The 18,027-nt window shown below is 70.9% G+C and carries 15 protein-coding genes; 8 read left to right on the forward strand and 7 right to left on the reverse strand.

Annotated features, from left to right (window positions below; translation table 11 throughout):
• Positions 1–55: 55 nt before the first annotated feature.
• Both MEBOL_RS19370 and MEBOL_RS19375 read right to left on the reverse strand, forming a co-directional pair.
• Complete coding sequence (locus tag MEBOL_RS19370) at positions 56–3,895, reverse strand: nSTAND1 domain-containing NTPase (RefSeq protein WP_095978834.1); 3,840 nt, start codon at positions 3,893–3,895, stop codon at positions 56–58.
• Positions 3,892–5,715 (reverse strand): sigma 54-interacting transcriptional regulator, encoded by a 1,824-nt coding sequence (locus tag MEBOL_RS19375; protein ID WP_179956430.1) that lies wholly within the window; start codon positions 5,713–5,715, stop codon positions 3,892–3,894. The genes MEBOL_RS19370 and MEBOL_RS19375 overlap by 4 nt, the downstream gene beginning before the upstream one ends.
• A gap of 279 nt (positions 5,716–5,994) precedes the next feature.
• On the opposite strand from MEBOL_RS19375, the gene MEBOL_RS19380 reads away from it, so the two are divergent.
• The 3 genes from MEBOL_RS19380 (at position 5,995) to MEBOL_RS19390 (ending at position 8,463) form a co-directional block, all read left to right on the forward strand.
• Complete coding sequence (locus tag MEBOL_RS19380; RefSeq protein ID WP_095978835.1) at positions 5,995–6,645, forward strand: hypothetical protein; 651 nt, start codon at positions 5,995–5,997, stop codon at positions 6,643–6,645.
• A gap of 44 nt (positions 6,646–6,689) precedes the next feature.
• Positions 6,690–7,619, forward strand: coding sequence for a dienelactone hydrolase family protein (locus MEBOL_RS19385; RefSeq protein ID WP_095978836.1), 930 nt, complete (start codon positions 6,690–6,692; stop codon positions 7,617–7,619).
• Between the two features lie 136 nt (positions 7,620–7,755).
• A complete protein-coding gene (locus MEBOL_RS19390) occupies positions 7,756–8,463 on the forward strand; it encodes an endonuclease V (RefSeq protein WP_095978837.1) in 708 nt (235 codons plus the stop codon).
• A gap of 16 nt (positions 8,464–8,479) precedes the next feature.
• On the opposite strand, the gene MEBOL_RS19395 is transcribed toward MEBOL_RS19390, so the two are convergent.
• Positions 8,480–10,198 (reverse strand): OPT family oligopeptide transporter, encoded by a 1,719-nt coding sequence (locus MEBOL_RS19395; protein WP_095978838.1) that lies wholly within the window; start codon positions 10,196–10,198, stop codon positions 8,480–8,482.
• Between the two features lie 14 nt (positions 10,199–10,212).
• Positions 10,213–10,812: an HD domain-containing protein gene (locus MEBOL_RS19400; protein ID WP_095978839.1), complete on the reverse strand. Its 600-nt coding sequence runs from the start codon at positions 10,810–10,812 to the stop codon at positions 10,213–10,215.
• A gap of 64 nt (positions 10,813–10,876) precedes the next feature.
• Here MEBOL_RS19400 and MEBOL_RS19405 point away from each other — a divergent pair, with 64 nt between their 5' ends.
• The 4 genes from MEBOL_RS19405 to MEBOL_RS19420 all read left to right on the forward strand — a co-directional run bounded on the left by MEBOL_RS19405 (position 10,877) and on the right by MEBOL_RS19420 (position 14,713).
• Complete coding sequence (locus tag MEBOL_RS19405; protein WP_157775255.1) at positions 10,877–11,728, forward strand: RnfABCDGE type electron transport complex subunit D; 852 nt, start codon at positions 10,877–10,879, stop codon at positions 11,726–11,728.
• Entirely contained in the window at positions 11,698–13,047 is a 1,350-nt protein-coding gene (locus MEBOL_RS19410) for a DUF2330 domain-containing protein (protein WP_095978841.1), read from the forward strand. Before MEBOL_RS19405 ends, MEBOL_RS19410 begins: the two co-directional genes overlap by 31 nt.
• A gap of 133 nt (positions 13,048–13,180) precedes the next feature.
• Positions 13,181–14,344, forward strand: coding sequence for a bifunctional methionine sulfoxide reductase B/A protein (locus tag MEBOL_RS19415; RefSeq protein WP_095978842.1), 1,164 nt, complete (start codon positions 13,181–13,183; stop codon positions 14,342–14,344).
• Positions 14,345–14,461: 117 nt separating this feature from the next.
• The gene (locus MEBOL_RS19420) at positions 14,462–14,713 is read left to right on the forward strand and encodes a hypothetical protein (RefSeq protein ID WP_095978843.1); all 252 of its coding nucleotides are present in this window, start codon (positions 14,462–14,464) and stop codon (positions 14,711–14,713) included.
• A gap of 193 nt (positions 14,714–14,906) precedes the next feature.
• On the opposite strand, the gene MEBOL_RS19425 is transcribed toward MEBOL_RS19420, so the two are convergent.
• The gene (locus tag MEBOL_RS19425) at positions 14,907–15,251 is read right to left on the reverse strand and encodes a hypothetical protein (RefSeq protein ID WP_095978844.1); all 345 of its coding nucleotides are present in this window, start codon (positions 15,249–15,251) and stop codon (positions 14,907–14,909) included.
• Complete coding sequence (locus MEBOL_RS19430; RefSeq protein ID WP_095978845.1) at positions 15,248–15,454, reverse strand: hypothetical protein; 207 nt, start codon at positions 15,452–15,454, stop codon at positions 15,248–15,250. Before MEBOL_RS19430 ends, MEBOL_RS19425 begins: the two co-directional genes overlap by 4 nt.
• A 239-nt stretch (positions 15,455–15,693) precedes the next feature.
• On the opposite strand from MEBOL_RS19430, the gene MEBOL_RS42995 reads away from it, so the two are divergent.
• Positions 15,694–15,969, forward strand: a complete 276-nt coding sequence (locus tag MEBOL_RS42995) for a hypothetical protein (protein WP_245919913.1) — start codon at positions 15,694–15,696, stop codon at positions 15,967–15,969.
• 102 nt (positions 15,970–16,071) lie between these two features.
• Here MEBOL_RS42995 and MEBOL_RS19440 read toward each other — a convergent pair whose 3' ends face one another.
• On the reverse strand, positions 16,072–17,646 hold the full coding sequence (locus MEBOL_RS19440; protein WP_095978846.1) for a hypothetical protein: 1,575 nt from the start codon (positions 17,644–17,646) through the stop codon (positions 16,072–16,074).
• Positions 17,647–18,027: the final 381 nt, after the last annotated feature.

An 18,027-nucleotide genomic window follows, 5' to 3' on the forward strand; every position in this document is an offset into this window, starting at 1 on the left:
CCCTTCCGGCAAGGGTGGTGGGCAACGCTTGCCGACTCCGGCAAACCTTGCCGTCCTACCCGTCCTCTTGGGGCGTGGCGCACAGGCGCAGGCCGACCAGGGGCTCGCGCAGGGTGCGCTCCATGGCCTCGCGGTTGGCGCTCTGGCTGCCAATCTCCGCCTGGAACCAGCTTCCGCCCCGGATGACGGGTTGGCGCGGGTCCTCGGCGGAGCGCACCCACTCCCAGACGTTGCCGGCCATGTCGTCCACCCCGAAGGGGCTGCGCGAGCGCGGGTGGCTGCCCACCTCGTCCGGTCCGAAGCCGAGCGGCTCGCGGCCATACGTCACGTCGATGTTGGCGTCGTCCGGCGCCAGCGTGTCGCCCGAGGGGAAACGGCGCCCATCCGCGCCCCGGGCGGCCCGCTCCCACTCGGCCTCGGTGCACAGCCGAGCGCCGGGGACGCGGCCCGTCCGGGCGAGCCAGTCCGCGTAGGCCTCCGCGTCCTCGAAGGAGATGGCGGAGATGGGGACGCGGCGCCAGTCCTGCATCGCGCGGCGCTCGCGCTGGCCGTAGCGCAGGGGCTCGCCCTCCCAGGCCACGTACTCGCGCGAGGCGGGACGCAGGGTGAGGCGCCAGCGGCCTCCCACCTTCTCCAGCACCACGCCCCCGCGCGCCCCCCGGGTGCCGGGCAGCCGCGCCGCGCGCTCGGCCGGAGGCAGCGCGTCGAGCCAGGCCATCCAGTCCGCGAACGTCACCTCGTGCCGGGCGATGAGGAAGGCGCCGGTGTGGGCCTCGTGCAGGGGCGAGGCGTTGAAGAAGGTGCGCCGCAGCGCCTCCTCTCCACTGCCCTGGAGGAAGCGTCCAGGGGGGATATGGATGAAGCCCCCGGGAACGGCTCCGGCCCGGGGCAGCGCCACGTCCAGCGCCAGCGCCTCGCCCGCGCGCAGCCACACGGGCACGCGGACCTCGGCCCGCCCCGGTGCTTCCAGCCGCAGCAGGTGCGAGCCCGCGGACAACCTCGCCTCTCCGGGTGAGGCACCCCATTCATGCTCGGGCTCGGCGTCCGGTCCGGGGGCACTCAGCCACATCCGGGCGCCCTCCGGCCGGGTGCGCACCGTCAGCCGCGCGGGCTGTGTCCACCGCTTCCTCCGCTCGCCCGTGACGTCATAGGCGGCCAGCCGCCCCAGCAACTCCGCGCGCTGCTCCGCGTGGCCCTCGCGCTCGGCCAGGGCCACGCGCTCGGCGAGGAGATCCGCCAGGCGCTCGCGCACCTCTTCATGGCCCGGGGCGAGCCCGCCCGTGGCCTCCAGCGCGCTGGTGGCGCTCGCATAGGCCGCGTCCGCCGCCCGCCCCACTTCCAGCGCCCGGGCCCAGGTGGACTCGGCGGACTCGCGCTCCCCGGGCGTGTCGAAGCGCGCGAGGGCTTCCTGGCGCAGCCGCCCGCTCTCCTCCGCGAGCCTCCGTGCCCCGTCCCACTCGCCCCGCGCCTCGCCCAGCCGCGCCGCCACCGTGGCGTCCAGGCCCGCGCGCACCTGCCAGCGCACCGCGCCCACGCCCGCGAGCAGCGTCACGGGCACGCTCGCCGCCAAGGCCCAGCGCCGCAGCCTCCGGCCCCGTGCCGCGCGCCGTGAATGGGCGAGCAGTTCCTCCTCCCGGGGGCCCACGGGCTCCAGCTCCGCCGCGGCCACCTCCGACAGCAGCTTGTCGCCGTACAGCAGCTCCGCGGGCCGGCCCAGCCGCTCCCACTCGGTGGCGGCACGCTCCAACCGGTGGCGCACCGCGCGGCGCTGCTCGCCCTGGCCGAGCCACCCCCTCAACGTGGGCCAGCCCAGCAGCAGGCTCTCGTGGGCGAGCTCGTAGTGGCCCTCGCCGCCCTCCGTCTCTCCGGCGAGCAGCAGCCGTCCGCGCACCAGCCCCTCCAGCACCTCGTGGCTCCAGGTATCTCCGGGGCCGACGTGCAGCTCGGCGGCGGTGCGACGCGCGCGGGTGCCCTCGGGCGTGACGAGCGAGAGCAGCAGCTCGCGCGCCCGGGGCCGCTGCTCGGGCCGCAGCCGCGCCACCACCCCATCCGCGTGCCGGGCCAGCGCGCCCTCCACGCCGCCCATGGCCTCCAGCGCCGCCGCGGGGATGATGCCGTGCTCGCGGTCCCGGGCCTCCCACAGCTCGGCGAGGGCGAACTGGAGCAGGGGCAGGCCGCCTTCCGTGCGCGCGGTGGCCGCCACCAGGGACTCCACCACGGCGCTGGACTCGAAGCGCACCCCGAGCGCCCGCGCCGGGCCGACGATGGCCTCGCGCAAGCCCGCCAGGGACATCGCGGGCAGCAGGTGCAGCGCGCGTGGCAGTTCCTCGTCCAGTCCGGGCAGCGTCATCAACCGGGTGAGGCAGTCACTGCGCGCCGTGCCCAGCACCCGCACGCCCGGTACCCGGCGCACCAGGAGGACCAGCTCGCCCACGAGCCGCGCCGCGTCCTCGGGAGGCGAGAGCGTGACGAGCTCTTCCAGTTGATCCACGAAGAGGAGCACCGGGGGCGCGTCGGGTGGACGCCGCCGCAGCGCCTGGGCCAGCGCGCCCGGTTCCCCGCCGGGCTCCGACAGCTGGGCCGCGAGGGAGGCTCCGTCTCCTCCCAGCACGGGCGCGAGCGCCTCGGCGATCGCCACCAGCGGCTGGCGTCCGGGCACCCAGGGCGCCACGTGCCAGCGCTTCGCTCCGTCTCCCAGGCCGGATTCCTCCACGGCGGGCAGCACGCCCGCGCGGCACAGCGAGCTCTTGCCCACGCCCGAGTCTCCCGCGACGAGGACGAAGGGGCTGGCGCGCAGTCGATCCACCACGGCTCGCGCTTCCGCCTCGCGGCCGAAGAAGACGCCGCGGTGGCCGGCATCGAAGGCGAGCAGGCCCCGGTAGGGATTGCCGGAGGGCAGGGCGCTCGGGCGGGTGGGAGCGGCCAGGGCTTCCAGGGCCTCGCGCAGCGCGTCTCCCGAGTCGTAGCGCCGCGCGGGGTCCGCCGCGAGGCACCGGTCCACCACCGCCGCCAGTCCCGGGGGCAGGGCGGGTGCCACTTCCGCGAGGGGACGGGGCGGCTCCTCGCACACGGCGCGGGCCAGCTGGGCGAGCGGCACGTCCTCATGGGGCGCTCGGCCCGTGCACAGCTCGTACAGCAGGATGCCCAGGGCGTAGATGTCGCTCGCGCGGCTGGCGGGCTCGCCCCGCCACAGCTCGGGGGCGAGGTAGAGCGGTGTGCCCGCGGTGGCCTCTCCTTCTAAAGGAGGCGAGGCCCGGGGCTCGGGGGGCGCGAGGGCGAGCGCGGTGGGCGCGGTGCCCGGAGAGGGCAGCGGCCGGGTTTCCCTGGGCGAGGCGACGGGCCGTGTTTCGCGCTCGGGAGCGGAGGCCGGAGACGGCGCGGGGGCGCTGGAGCCCGGCTCGGGCGGGACGCGCTCGGCGAGCTCGGCCAGTCCGAAGTCGAGCAGCTTCACCTCGCCTTCCTCGGAGAGCACGGCGTTGGCGGGCTTGATGTCGCGGTGGAGGATGCCGCGGCGATGGGCGGCGGCCAGCCCGCGCGCGAGGCCCACGGCGATGCGCAGCACATGCCGCCCCTCCACGGGCCGGGGCAGGGTGTCCAGGGGTTGGCCCCGGATGAACTCCGACACGAGGTAGGGCCGCCGGCGCACCTCGCCCACGCGGTGGATGGCCACGACGTTGGGGTGTTGCAGCCGGGCGATGGCGCGTGCCTCCTGGAAGAAGCGCGCCCGCGCCGTCTCCTCGCTCACGCCCCCGGGGGTGATGAACTTCACCGCGACGAGCCGCTCGAGCAGCGTGTCGTGCGCCAGGTACACCTGTCCCATGGCGCCCTGGCCCAGGGGCCGCAGGAGCCGGTACTCCTCGAATTCGCGCGGGGGCTCGCCCCCGGCCCGGCTCATGGGGTGGAGCTTCCCCGGCGGGGGGCGCGGGTCTGGAGCCCGAGCTGCCTCATCTTGAAGGTGAAGGTGCGGATGGGCATGCCGATGAGGGCCGCGGCGCGCGTCTGGACACCCTCGGCCGCCTCGAGCGCTTCCCGCATGCGCCGACGCTCCAGCTCGCGAATCTCCTCGGCGAGGGGCTGGAAGGTGGGCGTGCCCGGAAGCAATGGCGCGGCGGGGCGCGGGAGCTCCGGGTGCGGCGCGGGTGACGGCGAGGGCTCGCCTCCGCGAACGCGCTCGGGCAGGTGGTGCGCCTCGAGCACGTTGCCCATCACGGCGGCGGCGGCGTAGTCCATGAGGTTGCGCAGCTCGCGCACGTTGCCGGGCCAGGTGTAGCGGGCCAGGGTGGCCAGCGTGTCCGGCGCCATCACGAGCGGCTCACGCCCCAGGGCCTCGCACGCCCGGTCCAGGAAGGTGCGCGCGAGCAGGGGCACTTCCCGGGGCCGCTCGCGCAAGGGGGGCAGGAGGACGGTGGCGGCGCCGAGCCGGAAGTACAGGTCCTGGCGGAAGCGGCCCGCGGCGACCTCGGCCTCCAGGTCCCGGTGCGTGGCGGCCACGAGCCGCACGTCGATGGGCCGCTCGCGCACCTCGCCCACGCGGGTGATGCGGCGCGACTCGAGCGCGCGCAGGAAGCGCGCCTGCACGGCCAGGGGCAGCTCGCCCACCTCGTCGAGGAAGACGGTGCCGCCCTGGGCGCTCTCGAAGATGCCGGCCTTGGCGGAAGCGGCGCCCGTGAAGGCGCCCTTGTCGTGGCCGAACAACTCGCTCTCCACCAGCCCCTCGGGGAGGGCCGCGCAGTTGACGGTGACGAAGGGGCCCGAGGCGCGGCGGGACCAATGGTGCACGGCGAAGGCGGTGTTCTCCTTGCCCACGCCCGTCTCCCCGGAGACGAGCACCGGCAGCTCGCTCGGGGCCAGCCGCCGCACCAGGGCATAGAGTTGCACCATGGCGGGATCCGCGACGAGCACGGTGCGCTCGCCGAGCGTCAGGCGGGTGGCGCTGCTGGCGGCGGAGGCGGGTTGGCCGGGCAGGGCGTCCTGGGCGGCGCCCCGCGCGGCGGCCACCAGCGTGTCGGCGTCGCACCCATCCGAGGGACACACGGCCCAGCCCAACCGCGCTCCAGGGCAGGCGGCGGCCAGGGCCTCCACGTGTTCGCCGAGGGATTCCTCACCAGGCTCTCCGGAGACCTCGGGCAGCAGCATCACGAGGTGGTTGGCGTCCAGCCAGCCCGCCGCCTCGGCCGAGCCCAGCTCCGCCGCGCACGCCGCTTCCACGTCGTCCCGGCGCGCGCCCTGGGAGGGCAATACCAGCGAGAGCACCGTCAGGGGCCGGCCGTAGCGCAGGGCCCGCTGCACCTCGAGCCCCAGCCGCTCCAGGAGGGATTCGGCCTCCAGCAACCGCCGGGCGGGAGGCAGGCGGGCGGCGGTGCGCAGCACCAGGGCCACGGTGCCCAGGGTCACCACATCTCCGGACACCAGGGGGCGGGCGCCCTCCACGCGCTGTCCATTGACGAGCGTGCCGTTGTGGCTGCCCAGGTCGACGATGCGCACCTCGCCGCCGTTGAGCACCAACCGGGCATGGCGGCGCGACACGCTGTCATCGCGCAGCCGGAGATCCGCCTCCGCGTCCCGGCCGATCAGGACGACGCCCGAGCCGGGCAGGGCGAAGCGCGCGGACGATTCTCCTTCCAGCACGAGCAGATACGCGGGGGCGGCGCCTGACGAGGAGGCCCCCGGGGCCAGGGGCCTCGTGGCGCGGGCACTGGGGGGCAGGTCGGACATGGGGAGGAAAAATCCCATACCCCGCGCGCGGGGTGCAACCCGAGGTGCCGCGGCTCGGGGGACCAGACAACGTTTCGGAGGGGGCGCTGGCAACGCTTGCCGGAGGCGGCGGGCAATCGTTGCCGTCCCGTGCGCAAGCCTTGCCTGTCCCTCACGGACCGCCCGAGGCCGCCGCCTCGTGGGCGGGGGGATGTCTGGACTGGCACCGCGATTGCTCTGTCCCTTCTCGTCGCTCAATTCCTCGCATCACCTCTTCTCGCATCACCTCAAGGACACACCATGACCTCGTTCTCCGCTCACGCCCGGCGCACCTTCCTCCTGCTGGGGATCGGCTCCCTCTCCGTCGCCTGTGGGGGCCCGGAGCCCCTGACGGACGAGGAGGCCCTCGAGGCGTTCGCCACCACGTCCTCGGCGCTCTGCACGGACCCCAATATCGCGGACGTCTCGGCCTCGCTCGGCTCGCAGGCGGGCAACGCGGTGAGCGGCTCGTCCAACGGGGGCACCTACGGCAGCCCGGAATGCCCGAGCCATTACGTGGTGGAGGCGCTGGCGACGGGGAACAAGAAAGTCGTCCTCAGCGCGGCGTGGGGAGACTCCTCGGTGCAGGGCAGCCAGTCGCTCTGCGAGAGCGCGCGTCTGCGCGCCACCACGTATGGCAGCCACGATGGCGTGACGTGGACGCAGCTCGACTCGCTGACGGTCAGTGGCTCCTGGGGCCCCACCTTCGGGTGCTCGTTCATGTGGATGCCGAGTCACGCGGTGACGACCCTGTCGCCGTCCAGCTACTCGCGGCTGCGCGTCGCGGCGCGCGCGTACATCCTCAAGTCCACGGGCGTGGAGTACCACCGGGTGACGGGCCACATCGGCATTCCCCTGCCTCCGCCCCCTCCTCCTGAGTTCGCGCCCGGCGAGGCGCCCCAGTCGTTCTGAAGCACCCGTCGCCGTTCCACCCTCACCCCCCAGGAGACCTCTTCATGATGAAACGTGCATCCCTGTCGTTGCTGGCCGCCGCGGCGCTGTGCGCATCGAGCGCGAGTGCTCAGACCGCCACGCTCGTCACCTTCCCGGGCCCCTCGGGCGACACCACGTTGGACTCCGGCCTGCTCTCGGGCGTGCTCTACAAGCCCGCCAACTACTCGACCTCGACGTCGCTCCGGGCCGTGGTGCTGATGCATGGCTGCACGGGCTACTGGTCCAACCGGACCGTGGGGGCCACCAATGCCAATGGCACCCCCAACCTGCAGAACCAGGTGGAGAAGTGGGGCTTGAAGCTGGCGTCGGAGGGCATCGTCGCCCTGGCGGTCGACGGCTTCACCCGGCGCAAGCCCTCCTCGATCCCCGACGCGGACGCCTCCCTGTGGCAGAACCAATGCTCGGGCGCTACGTACGGAGGACAGGTCAACCCCTACACCACCCGCGTGTGGGATGCCCAGGCGGCCTGGTCCTGGTTGGCGGCGGACAGCCATATCGACTCCGCGCGCATTGGCATCCTGGGCTGGTCCCAGGGCGCGGAGGCGGCCATGGTGGAGGCGGCGGAGAAGGCGACGAACACCCTCTTCCGCACGACGGTCCTGTTCTATCCGGGGTGTGGCGCGGCCCTGGGATTCGGCAGCCCAGGCGCGAGCACCTGGCGCCCGCACCACGACCTGCGCTTCAACATCGGCACCGCGGACTCGCTGTACTCCAACTGCCAGTCCCGCGCGACCACGGCCATCTCCACCTATGGCTCCACGCCGGGCAGCGGGCACGAACTGGCGTTCGTCGCCTACACGGGGGCTGGGCATGGCTTCGATGGCGGAGCGCAGTCCTGGTCCACGTCCCCGACTCCCTGCTCGACACCCGACGAGTGCGCCATGAAGGCCGCGGACATCGACTCCCTGGCCTTCCTGTTGTCCCGTCTCTAGGCGGGCGTCCGAGCGCCGCGTCCCCCCGTCGGGACGCGGCGAATCGGATGCACGCGGGCCCCGGATGGCCTAATCTCGGAGGTAGTCCCGTGCGTGGAACCTTTGCAGGCGGGTGGCGCACGGTCCGGGAGGATGGATGGAGCGCGAGACGCTGCATGGATGGAACCTGACGCCGACGGAAGCGGTGGCGTTGCAGCGCGAGCTGCGCGAGCGCGTGGTGCTGCGAGTGCCCGAGGGGTGGAAGGTCGAGCGGGTGGCGGGGGCGGACATCTCCATGAGCCGGGGGGAGCCGTGGGCCTCTGGAGGATTCGTGGTGCTGGATGCCCAGACGCGGGCCCCGGTGGCCCAGGCGAGTGCCGTGACGCGGTTGAGCTTCCCCTACGTGCCAGGGCTGCTGTCCTTCCGGGAGCTGCCCGTGTTGGAGGAGGCCTGGGCGCGGCTGGAGGTGCGGCCGGACCTCCTCATCTTCGATGGCCAGGGGACGGCGCATCCCCGGCGTCTGGGGCTGGCGTGCCACGGAGGGCTGCTGTTCGGCGTGCCCTCCATTGGCTGTGCGAAGTCCCTGCTGGTGGGCAAGCACGGCCCTCTGGGCGAGGAGCGCGGCGCGGTGGCGGACATCCTCCACCAAGGCGAGGTGGTGGGCCGGGCGGTGCGCACGCGGAGCAAGGTGGCCCCCGTGTACGTCTCGCCGGGCCACTTGATGGACCTGCCCACGGCGGTGGAGTGGGTGCTGCGGATGACGTCGCGCTACCGGGAGCCGGAGACGACGCGGCACGCGCACCGTTTGGTGAATGAGGTGCGCCGCGCGGCCCTGGCGGACAAGGCGCGGACCTGGGACGAGTGAGCCGTCGAGCGACGCCTCACGCCGCGCTCGCCACGAGCACGGCGGCCAGACCCACCAGACTCTCCCCGGCGATGAGCCCCGAGGCGAGGGGCACGGTGAGGGCCTGGGCGGCGTCTGGCTTCACGCGGGCGAGAAGCGCGGCGGCCATCGAGCCGAGGAACAGGGACACGGAGAAGGACGCGGGCAGGGCGAACGCGAGCCCGAGCGCGATGGGGGAGGGGAGGAACCGCTGGACGCGAGGGGAGGCCCACCGCTCCAGCAGGACGAGTCCCACGCCGAGCACGAGGCCCCCCAGCACGCCCCAGCGAGCCGCCTCGGACAGGTGTCCCAGTCCCGAGGAGAGGGCGCGGGCCATGGCGGCCACGAAGTAGCCGCTGGGGGCGGGGAAGCGCTCCTCGGAGAGCGCGGAGCCGTCGGGCACGAGCAGGTAGAAGACGGGGACGATGAGGGCCGAGCCCACGACGCACCCGCAGAGCTGGGCGAGGAAGGTCTGCCGCGAGGGGACGCCGAGCAGGGAGCCCGCCTTCACGTCGGTGAGCAGGTCCGCGCTGGAGGCGGCGACGTTGCCCGCGAGGCTCGCGGCCATGGCGTTGGGCAGGGCCTGTCCCGGCAGCAGCGCGCCGAAGACGAGCTGCGCCACATGGCCGAGGGCCCCATAGGGCGTCACATCCGTCTCGCCCGTGGCCCGGCACGCCACGGCCGCGAGCGCGAAGGACAGGAGCACGCCCAGCAGGCCGAGGAAGAAGGGGACCTCGAAGGCGACCGAGCCCACCGCCGCGAGCGCGAGGGACAGCAGCGTCACGCCGATCCGGAACCACGAGATGGGCACGTCGCGCGGATCAGCCGCCTCGCCCTGGCGTGAGGAGCGCAGTCCTCCGAAGGCGCGGCGCACGAGTCCCGGTTGGATGGCCAGATGGGTGAGGGAAGCGCTCGTCGCCAGGGCGGCCCCGGGCCACAGACTCCACTCGAGGATGCCGAGGTAGCCCGTCTCGGGCAGCAATCCGTGCGAGTGCAGCCACGGAGCGAGCACACCAAAGCAGATTCCCGCGCCGAGCAGCATGGAGGCGCCGATGCGGGGCCCCACGATGGCGCCGGTGCCCAGCGGCAGCAGGGTCAGGTCCAGGGCGAAGGTGAGCTGGGCGAGCGGCACGCCGAGCACCGCGCCGGGCATGGCGAGCGCGGCGGGCACCCAGGCGAACCCATCGCGAGCGAGTGCCAGGAGGCCCGCGCCGGCCGCGCCCAGGCCGAGTGCCCGGGCGCCGCGCCTGCCCTCGTCATCCCCGGCATGGAAGGAGCGGGCGATGGACGCCGCGGCGATGCCCGAGGGAAAGGGCAGGGGGTCCTGGCGGAGGAAGGCGCGTTGCAGGGGCAGGGCGATGAAGACCCCGAGCGCCGAGCTGAAGAGGGTCCACAGCAGGAGCGCCCAGAGAGGAGGGTGATGGCCGGACAGCAGGAGGTAGCCCACGCTGGCGTTGATGATCGTCCCGCCGGTGGAGTAGCCGGCGGCGGAGGCCACGGACTGCATGGCGCTCGTCTCGGGCAGGCTGAGCGCGGGCCCGAAGAGCGAGGGGCTCAGCCGCAGGAGGGCGCGTTGGGTGCCGAGCCCCACGACACAGGCGATGAGGGCGGCGGGGAAGCCCAGCCCCGTCTTCAACCCCACGTACAGGTTGGACAGGCACATGAGCGCGCCGAGCACGCTGCCCAGTCCAATCGCGCGGGGAGTGAGGGCCGACATGCGCCAGACCCTACTCAATCCCCGGGCCTCAGCGTCTCCAACTCGGCGAGCAGGGCCTTGAGCTCGGGCGTCTCCAGGGCCCGGTGCACGGAGGTGAAGAACTGGGAGAGGTCCCCCGCGCCCTGGTGTTCGTAGACGGTGGCCTGCAAGCCCATCTCCAGCCGGTCCACCTGGCGCACGAGCCGCGCCTCGAAGGACGTCCCCTGCTCGTACTCCTCCCACAGCGCGAGGTAGTCGGGCCCGCGTGGCAGCCGGGAGAAGAGGTGCTCCACCGCCTCGCGCTCGCGCCGCAGCTTCTCCTCGCGGCTCACGCCGTCATGGGGGGTGATGTCCCCGGCGCGCGCCTCGCCCACGTCATGCAGGAGCGCCATGCGCACGAGCTTGGTGGCATCCGCCTCGGGGAAATAGCCATCGGCGAGGAACAGGCACAGCAGCGCCACGAAGAAGGAATGCTCGGCCACGCTCTCGCAGGTGTCGCGGGGGATGCCCACGCGCAACCAGCCCTGGCGGAAGAGGTGCTTGAGCTGATGCAGCTCGAAGTAGGCCTCGAGCAGGGGTGAGGGGTGACGGCCCTGGAGGATCGCGGGGGGGAAGGGCGGGGCCTTGGTGTGCATGGGCCACGAGGGTAGCCGAGTGGAGGATAAAACTTCCGGGGGGATGGGTCGTTCAGGGGGACACATGCCGCCCGCCACCTGGCTCCCTCGGGACCCCCGCCTTCTCCAGATCGCCTTCCTCTCCACCTTCCTGATGCTGGGCGTGGGGTGGCTCGGGTTCGACGTGCCCCCGTGGCAGCCGCCGCTCATCGCGCTCACGGCCTGCGCGACCCAGTGGGCGATGACGCGGTGGATGCGGACGCCCCCGGCGGGGTACCTCTCTCCGATCATCACCTCGCTGGGCCTGTCGCTGCTGCTGCGCACGGATGCCTTCTGGGTGGGACCGTTCGCCGCGGCGGTGGCCATCTCGAGCAAGTTCCTCCTGCGCGCGCGGGGCAAGCACCTCTTCAACCCCACCAATCTGGGCCTCGTGGTGGCCATGCTGCTCACCCAGCACGCGTGGTGCTCGCCGAGTCAGTGGGGCCACGGCGCGGCGCAGTGGGGGTGGTTCGCGGCGTTCGGCTTGGCGGTGGCGCACCGCTCGTTCCGCTCGGACGTGAGCCTCGCCTTCCTGGGCGCGTGGGTGTTGCTCAAGGCCGCGCGCGTCTTCTACCTGGGGGCGCCGTGGACGAGCCTGCAACACCAGTTGTCCGCCGGAGGGCTCATCCTCTTCACCTTCTTCATGATCTCCGACCCGAAGACGACGCCGGACCATCGCGCGGGCCGCGTGCTCTTCGCGGTGGCGGTGGCGGGATTGGCCTTCTTCTTGTTGCACGGGCTGTGGTGGCAGAACGCGCTCGTGTGGTCTCTCGCTCTGCTCTCCCCCTTCACTCCCCTCATCGACCGACTCCTGCCCGCGAACCGTTTCCAGTGGCCCTCGGGTGGGGCTTCTCCAAGGACAGACGCATGCGCTTCCCCCTCCTCGCAACCGGCCTGATGGCCGCCCTGGTGAACCTCGCCGCGCCCGCCGCCGAGGCGTTCTGTGGCTTCTACGTGGGCAAGGCGGACACGAGCCTCTTCAACGATGCCTCGCAGGTGGTGCTCGTGCGGGACGGAGAGCGCACGGTGGTGACCATGTCCAACGACTACAAGGGCGAGTTGACGGACTTCGCCCTGGTGGTGCCGGTGCCGGTGGTGCTCAAGCGCGAGCAGATCCACGTGGGAGAGCGCCGGCACATCGAGCGGTTGGATGCCTACTCCGCGCCGCGGCTGGTGGAGTACTTCGATAGGGACCCCTGTGCTCCGGTCCAGATGGAGAAGCGGATGAGCGCCATGGGAGCCGCGCCGGGTGCCAAGGGGGGCGGAGGCGGTTCGATGGACAAGAGCCTGGGCGTGACGGTGGAGGCCCAGTACACGGTGGGGGAGTACGACATCCTCATCCTGTCGGCGACGGAGTCGGAGGGACTGGAGACGTGGCTGCGGGAGAGTGGTTACAAGATTCCGCCCAAGGCCTCCAAGGCGCTGGCGCCCTACATCAAGCAGGACATGAAGTTCTTCGTGGCGAAGGTGAACCTGAAGGAGCAGAAGGCCACGGGCTTCTCGTACCTGCGGCCGTTGCAGATGGCGTACGAGTCGAAGAAGTTCATGTTGCCCATCCGCCTGGGCATGGCGAACGCGCGAGGGCCGCAGGACCTGGTCATCTACGCGCTGACGCGCCAGGGGCGGGTGGAGTCCTCGAACTACCGCACGGTGAAGGTGCCCAGCGACATGGACGTGCCCGTGTACGTGAAGGAGGAGTTCAACCAGTTCTATCCCGCGTTGTTCAGCAAGGCGCACGAGAAGGCGGAGAAGCGCGCGCTGTTGACCGAGTATGTCTGGGACATGGGGTGGTGCGACCCGTGCGCGGCGGATCCCCTCTCCAACGAGGAGTTGAGGGCGTTGGGCGTGTACTGGGTGAACGAGGGTGATGGGGTGCGGGGGGCGATGGGCGGCGTGCCGGTGACGCTCACGCGCCTGCACGCGCGCTACGACGGCGAGCACTTTCCCGAGGACCTGGTGTTCCAGGTGACGAATGACAAGCAGAACTTCCAGGCGCGGTATGTGCTGCGCCACGCCTTCAAGGGCGAGATGAAGTGCGACGAGGGCAAGGAGTACCTGCTCCAGTTGGACAAGCGTCACCGGAAGGAGGCGGAGACGCTGGCGGAGCTCACGGGGTGGAGCCTGGGCACCATCACGAAGAAGATGGGAGCGGATGCGCCCGGAAAGAAGCCCGCCAAGGACCAGGAGGGCTCCTGGTACCAGAAGCTCTGGAAGTGAGCGCCGGCCGCGCGCTGTTCCGATCACGTTCGCCTGGGGAGCCAGCCGGCGCGGAGAAAAGCTGAAACCGCGCCAGGGGGTCCTGCGTATCCAGGGAGAGCGCCCGTGCCGGGCGCACGGAGTCTCCGAGCCCATGTCATCCATTCCCATTGCTCTTCTCCCCGTCCGCCGCGCTGCGCACCCGGCGGCGCGTTGGTTGTTGCCCGTGGCAGTGGTCCTGCTCGTGGTGTCGAGCGGGTGTACCGAGGCGCGTGGTGCCCCGCCTGGCACGACGTCCACCCGTGCCGGGACGTCTGCCTCCGCGCAGGTGACGGATTCCCGGCGGTACACGAAGCCCTCGGACGAGGAGCTCCGGCGCACCTTGTCTCCCATGGCCTACGAGGTGACACAAAAGGAGGTCACCGAGCCGCCCTTCCGCAATGCCTTCTGGAACCACCATGAAGAGGGCCTGTACGTCGACGTGGCCAGCGGCGAGCCGCTCTTCTCCTCGCGCGACAAGTTCGACTCCGGCACGGGCTGGCCCAGCTTCACCCGCCCGGTGGAGGGCCGCCGCGTGGTGGAGAAGCGGGACGTGAGCCTGGGCATGACGCGCGTGGAGGTGCGCTCGAAGGAGGGCGACTCGCACCTGGGCCATCTCTTCGATGATGGGCCGGAACCCACGGGCCTGCGCTACTGCATCAACTCCGCGTCGCTGCGCTTCATCCCCGTCGACGAGCTGGCCGCGAAGGGCTACGGGGCCTGGCTGCCTGCCTTCGGACGCGCGGCACCGGCTCCGGAGCGGAACGTGGACCTCAAGGCGGCCGTGACGGAGACGGCGTACCTGGCCGGAGGGTGCTTCTGGGGCATGGAGGATCTGCTGCGCGAGATTCCGGGCGTCCTGGAGACGGAGGTCGGCTACACGGGCGGGGCGAAGACGTTCTCCCACCCCACCTATGACGACGTGCACACGGGGAAGACGGGGCACGCGGAGGCCGTGCGCGTCGTCTTCAACCCGAAGCTGCTGACGTACGAGACGCTGCTGGAGAAGTGGTTCTTCCGCATGCACGATCCGACGACGCTCAACCGCCAGGGCAACGACGTGGGCACGCAGTACCGCTCCGCCATCTTCTACCTCTCGGAGGAGCAGCGCCGGGTGGCCGAGGCGGTGAAGGCCCGGGTCGATGCGTCGGGCAAGTGGTCCCGCCCCGTTGTCACCGCGATCACCGCCGCGGGCGCGTTCACCCCCGCGGAGGCGTACCATCAGGATTACCTGGTGAGGAACCCCGACGGGTACACCTGCCACTACCTGCGGGACTGAGCGCGAAGCCCCCTCGGGAACTCCCAGAACGGGCGGTCAGCCGGTAGTCGGCTTGCCTGGGGTGGGACGGCTCGCCGAGTGGAGCATGAGGCTCCATTTTCCTCGCAGGAGGCTTCCATGGCCACGTGCGAGGTTTGCGGTAACGAGTACAGCATGGCGTTTCAGGTCATCACCGCGGGTGCCACCCACACCTTTGACTGTTTCGAGTGTGCCGCCCACAAGTTGGCGCCCGTCTGTGAACACTGTGGATGCAAGGTGCTGGGGCATGGCGTCGAGGCCAGCGGCAGCTTCTATTGCTGCGCCCATTGTGCCCAGGCTGAAGGAGTCCGAGGCATCGTCGACAACGCGGAGCACGCCCCGGCGTCCTGAGCGCGCCGCCCCTCGTCCCGTAGGACCCGAGGGACGGCGATGCAGACCCGATGGTGCCTGGGGCTTCCTGGGCTCCGAAGAATTCAGCCGAGGTGTGAATGAGGGTTTTCTATCGCCTTGTTCACGGATTCGATTCACGCCACCGCTCCCGGATTCAGGGCCCCTGTTTTATCTGGGACCTTTGGCGTGGCCGCTATTGCACATGGAATTGCTCGCTGATTTCGTCCCCGTCCTCGTTGACCTGCGCATAGTCGAAACGGGAGGCAATCTTTCGCGCATTGCACAGTTGTAGCAAGCGCTGCAACAACGCCTTGGCCTGCGCGAGTGTCCCGGACAAGCTTCCTTCCAGGAGGAAGAGGGGCTCGGCCATCGCGCTGTGACAGTAGAAATAGATATGCTCGTCCTCGTAGACGATCTCGTCGCCACTGAGCTTGACCTTGAGCTTCAGCTTCTCCGCTTGGACCCACTCCGTCATCAGGTTGGAGACGGTCTTGAAGTCACCAGAGTGGATGAGCCCCTGGAATGCGATTTTGATCATTTCAATGCCTCACTACCGGTAGAGAGGGCCTTGGCCTCTCGCGAGCCCGTGAAGATCAAATCGTCGACGAATGAGTCGCTCAGGCCCAGTTCCTTGCCTCGCTTGGCAATCGCCTTCAACTCGGCTTCGCTGAAAATCAACTTGAACTTGTCGGCCTGGCGGGCGATCCGGCTCTTGAGGTGTTTGACGCGCTCCAGCAACAACTTCGTCGCGGCCTCAAGGGCTTCGAGGGCGGGGTCCTTGGGTTTTCCGGGCGGGAGCGGGGGGCTGCTTCGAGGGGAATTGCTCGGGAGTCCGAGAAACGACCCGCCTGATCCGCTGGTGGAGAGAAGCACCGAGTGGCCGGGCCTCACGTGTCCGCCGCAATTGCAGGGGCCGGCGCGGCGACTGTTCCCGTGGTTCAACTGGACGAAGAGCTGGAGCAAGAGGGGGGCGTGAGGACATGGCGGGAGCGCGGGGGCGCTTCGCCGAGCAATGGGCCGAGCCGGTGGAGTTGGAGGTGGCGCCCCTGCCGTGTTGGCGACGATTGGAGGAGCAGGAGCGGCGGCGTGCGGTGCGAGGACTGAGAGAGGAAGTGGAAGCCGAGGCTCGCGCACGGGACAAACCCGTCCTGGGGGCGAACGCCGTGAGGGCCCAGCACCCGTATACCCGGCCCGAGCACCTCAAGCGCAGCCCGCGGCTGGAAGGGTGTCCTGGAAGGGTGTCAGACGATTCGTAGGAGACGAGGTGTCGGAACAAGTCCTTTGACACCTTCCCCGGCCCGGAGGAGCGCCCGTGAGCGGGGCGAGGACGGACATGGCTCCGTCCCCGCCAGGAGTGCTCAGCGCGCGCGCCAGTGCCGGGGCGTCTTGCGCTCCCAGAAGTCGAGGGCGTCGGGCTCGGACGCGCGCGGCGGGGTGTGGCTCATGCCCTGGGCCCCGAGGCTCGCGGGGGTGGTGAGCAGGCCGCTCACCGCGTCCGCCGAGGCCACGTCCGTGACGACCGAGAGCTTGTGGAGGCTCGTGGCCAGGTCCACGCCGGGCGTCAGGTGGCTGGTGACGATGAAGACGTAGGTCTGGCCTGGCTGGAGGATGTCGGGAGGCAGCTGGAGCGAGGTGTCCGTCGTGGTGAGGTAGGCCTCGGTGAAGGCGCGGGTCCTGGTTCCTTCCACGGTCAGGCGGCTGATGAGGACCCGGTAGGCCGTGGGCGTGCCCAACTGGGGTGCCTCCCAGGCGATGCGCGGCGTGAGGGAGCCGAGCGTGGACGAGCGCTGGGCGTCGGTGCCGTCCACCGTCAGCCGCCGGGGGGGAGAGATGCGCACCGCGAAGGGGGCCTGGGTGGCCTCCGGCAACGGGCGCACGTCGTGCAGTCCTAGCTGGTACAGGTCGCCCGTGGTCGTTCCGGGCAGCTTCAGGTCGAGCATGAAGGACTGGATGAGGATGAGCACTTCACCCCAGGCGCTTGGGTGGGGATTGCCGTAGGTGAAGCTCAGTGGGCCGTCGGGGCCCGCCCGGCTGGAGAACGTGATCATCAAATCGCCCGCGTATCTGTACCAGGCGTCCTTGCCGCCTGGCATGGCCGAGAGGGTGAAGGAAGGGAGCGAGGTGGTGGCCCGCGGATGCACCTGGGTCCGGTAGGGCTCGAAGCCCGAGCGACGCCAGTCGATGGTCAGCGTCTTCGGGGGCAGTACTTGGAAGGTGCCCTCCAGGTGGGTGGGGTTCGCCGGGTCCATGCTGACGCTCTGGACGAAGAAGCGGTTGACCGCGTCGTACTCGAAGACGGCGTTGTCGCGCACCCCGGAGGCGGTGACGTACAGGACGTCACCCGCCGAGGCGTCCAGGAGCACGTTGTCCTGCCGGCCGTACTGGTTGTAGCTGACGGGGTGGCGTGACACCGAGGTCGCCCCCTGGGCAACGGACTCGGTGGCGTAGAGGTAGGCGCTCGTTCCGGCGTTGGTGCTGACGGCCTGCCAGCTCCGGAAGGTGTAGTCCTGGGGCTCGAGATTGGACAGGGAGACGATCATGGGCGGCTGCTCGCTGGCCGTGCGGAACTCTCGACGGCCCAGCGTGTAGGTATCCAGGTTCACGGTGCGCGCGTCCGTCACCAGGTACTCCCTGCCGAGCCGCAGCATGTACTTGCCCTTGGGTGCCTCGGGAATCTGGAAAGAGCCATCCTCGGACAGCACCACCTCCAGGGGCCGCGGGACTCCCTCCTCGAGCGCGAAGGCCTGGAGTCCCGGGGCGGGTGGGTTCTGGGGCACGGCGCTGTCCCCCGTGTCCGTGCGGTAGCGCGCCAGGAGGCTACCCCTCACCTGATTCGGAGGGCCCGGGTCCGTGATGGGCTCGGGTTTGGGATCACACCCCGCCAACACCAGGGAGGAGACGAGAAGAGTGCGCAGCGACGACTGGAACGACACGTGGATGGGCCCCCTGCTTCCGACACGATTCGAAAGCCGGGGGCCAAGCTACCATCCCTTTGGACGGCGTGGACTCAGCCCTTGAACTCCCACGCCTCCGAGGCCACGGACTCGGACGTGAGGGGCAGGTGGGGGTGCTCGCCCACCAGGGCCGCGCTCACGCGTCTGCCTCGACGCTGGTGCCGCCTCGGCGTACGCCCTCTTGCCCGGTTTCGTGGTTTGTTCTTCCTCAGCGGCAACGGGCCGCACAAGACAAGCATCCTCAATGTCGTTGTCATGGATTGGTGCTGAATTGTCGACCCCCCAAGACTCCTTCAACCTTGTCGTCTACGCGCCGACGCTCACTGGCCACGATGGGCGTCCACTCGCGGTCGTTCACGG

The organism is Melittangium boletus DSM 14713, assembly GCF_002305855.1.
Lineage (GTDB): Bacteria > Myxococcota > Myxococcia > Myxococcales > Myxococcaceae > Cystobacter > Cystobacter boletus.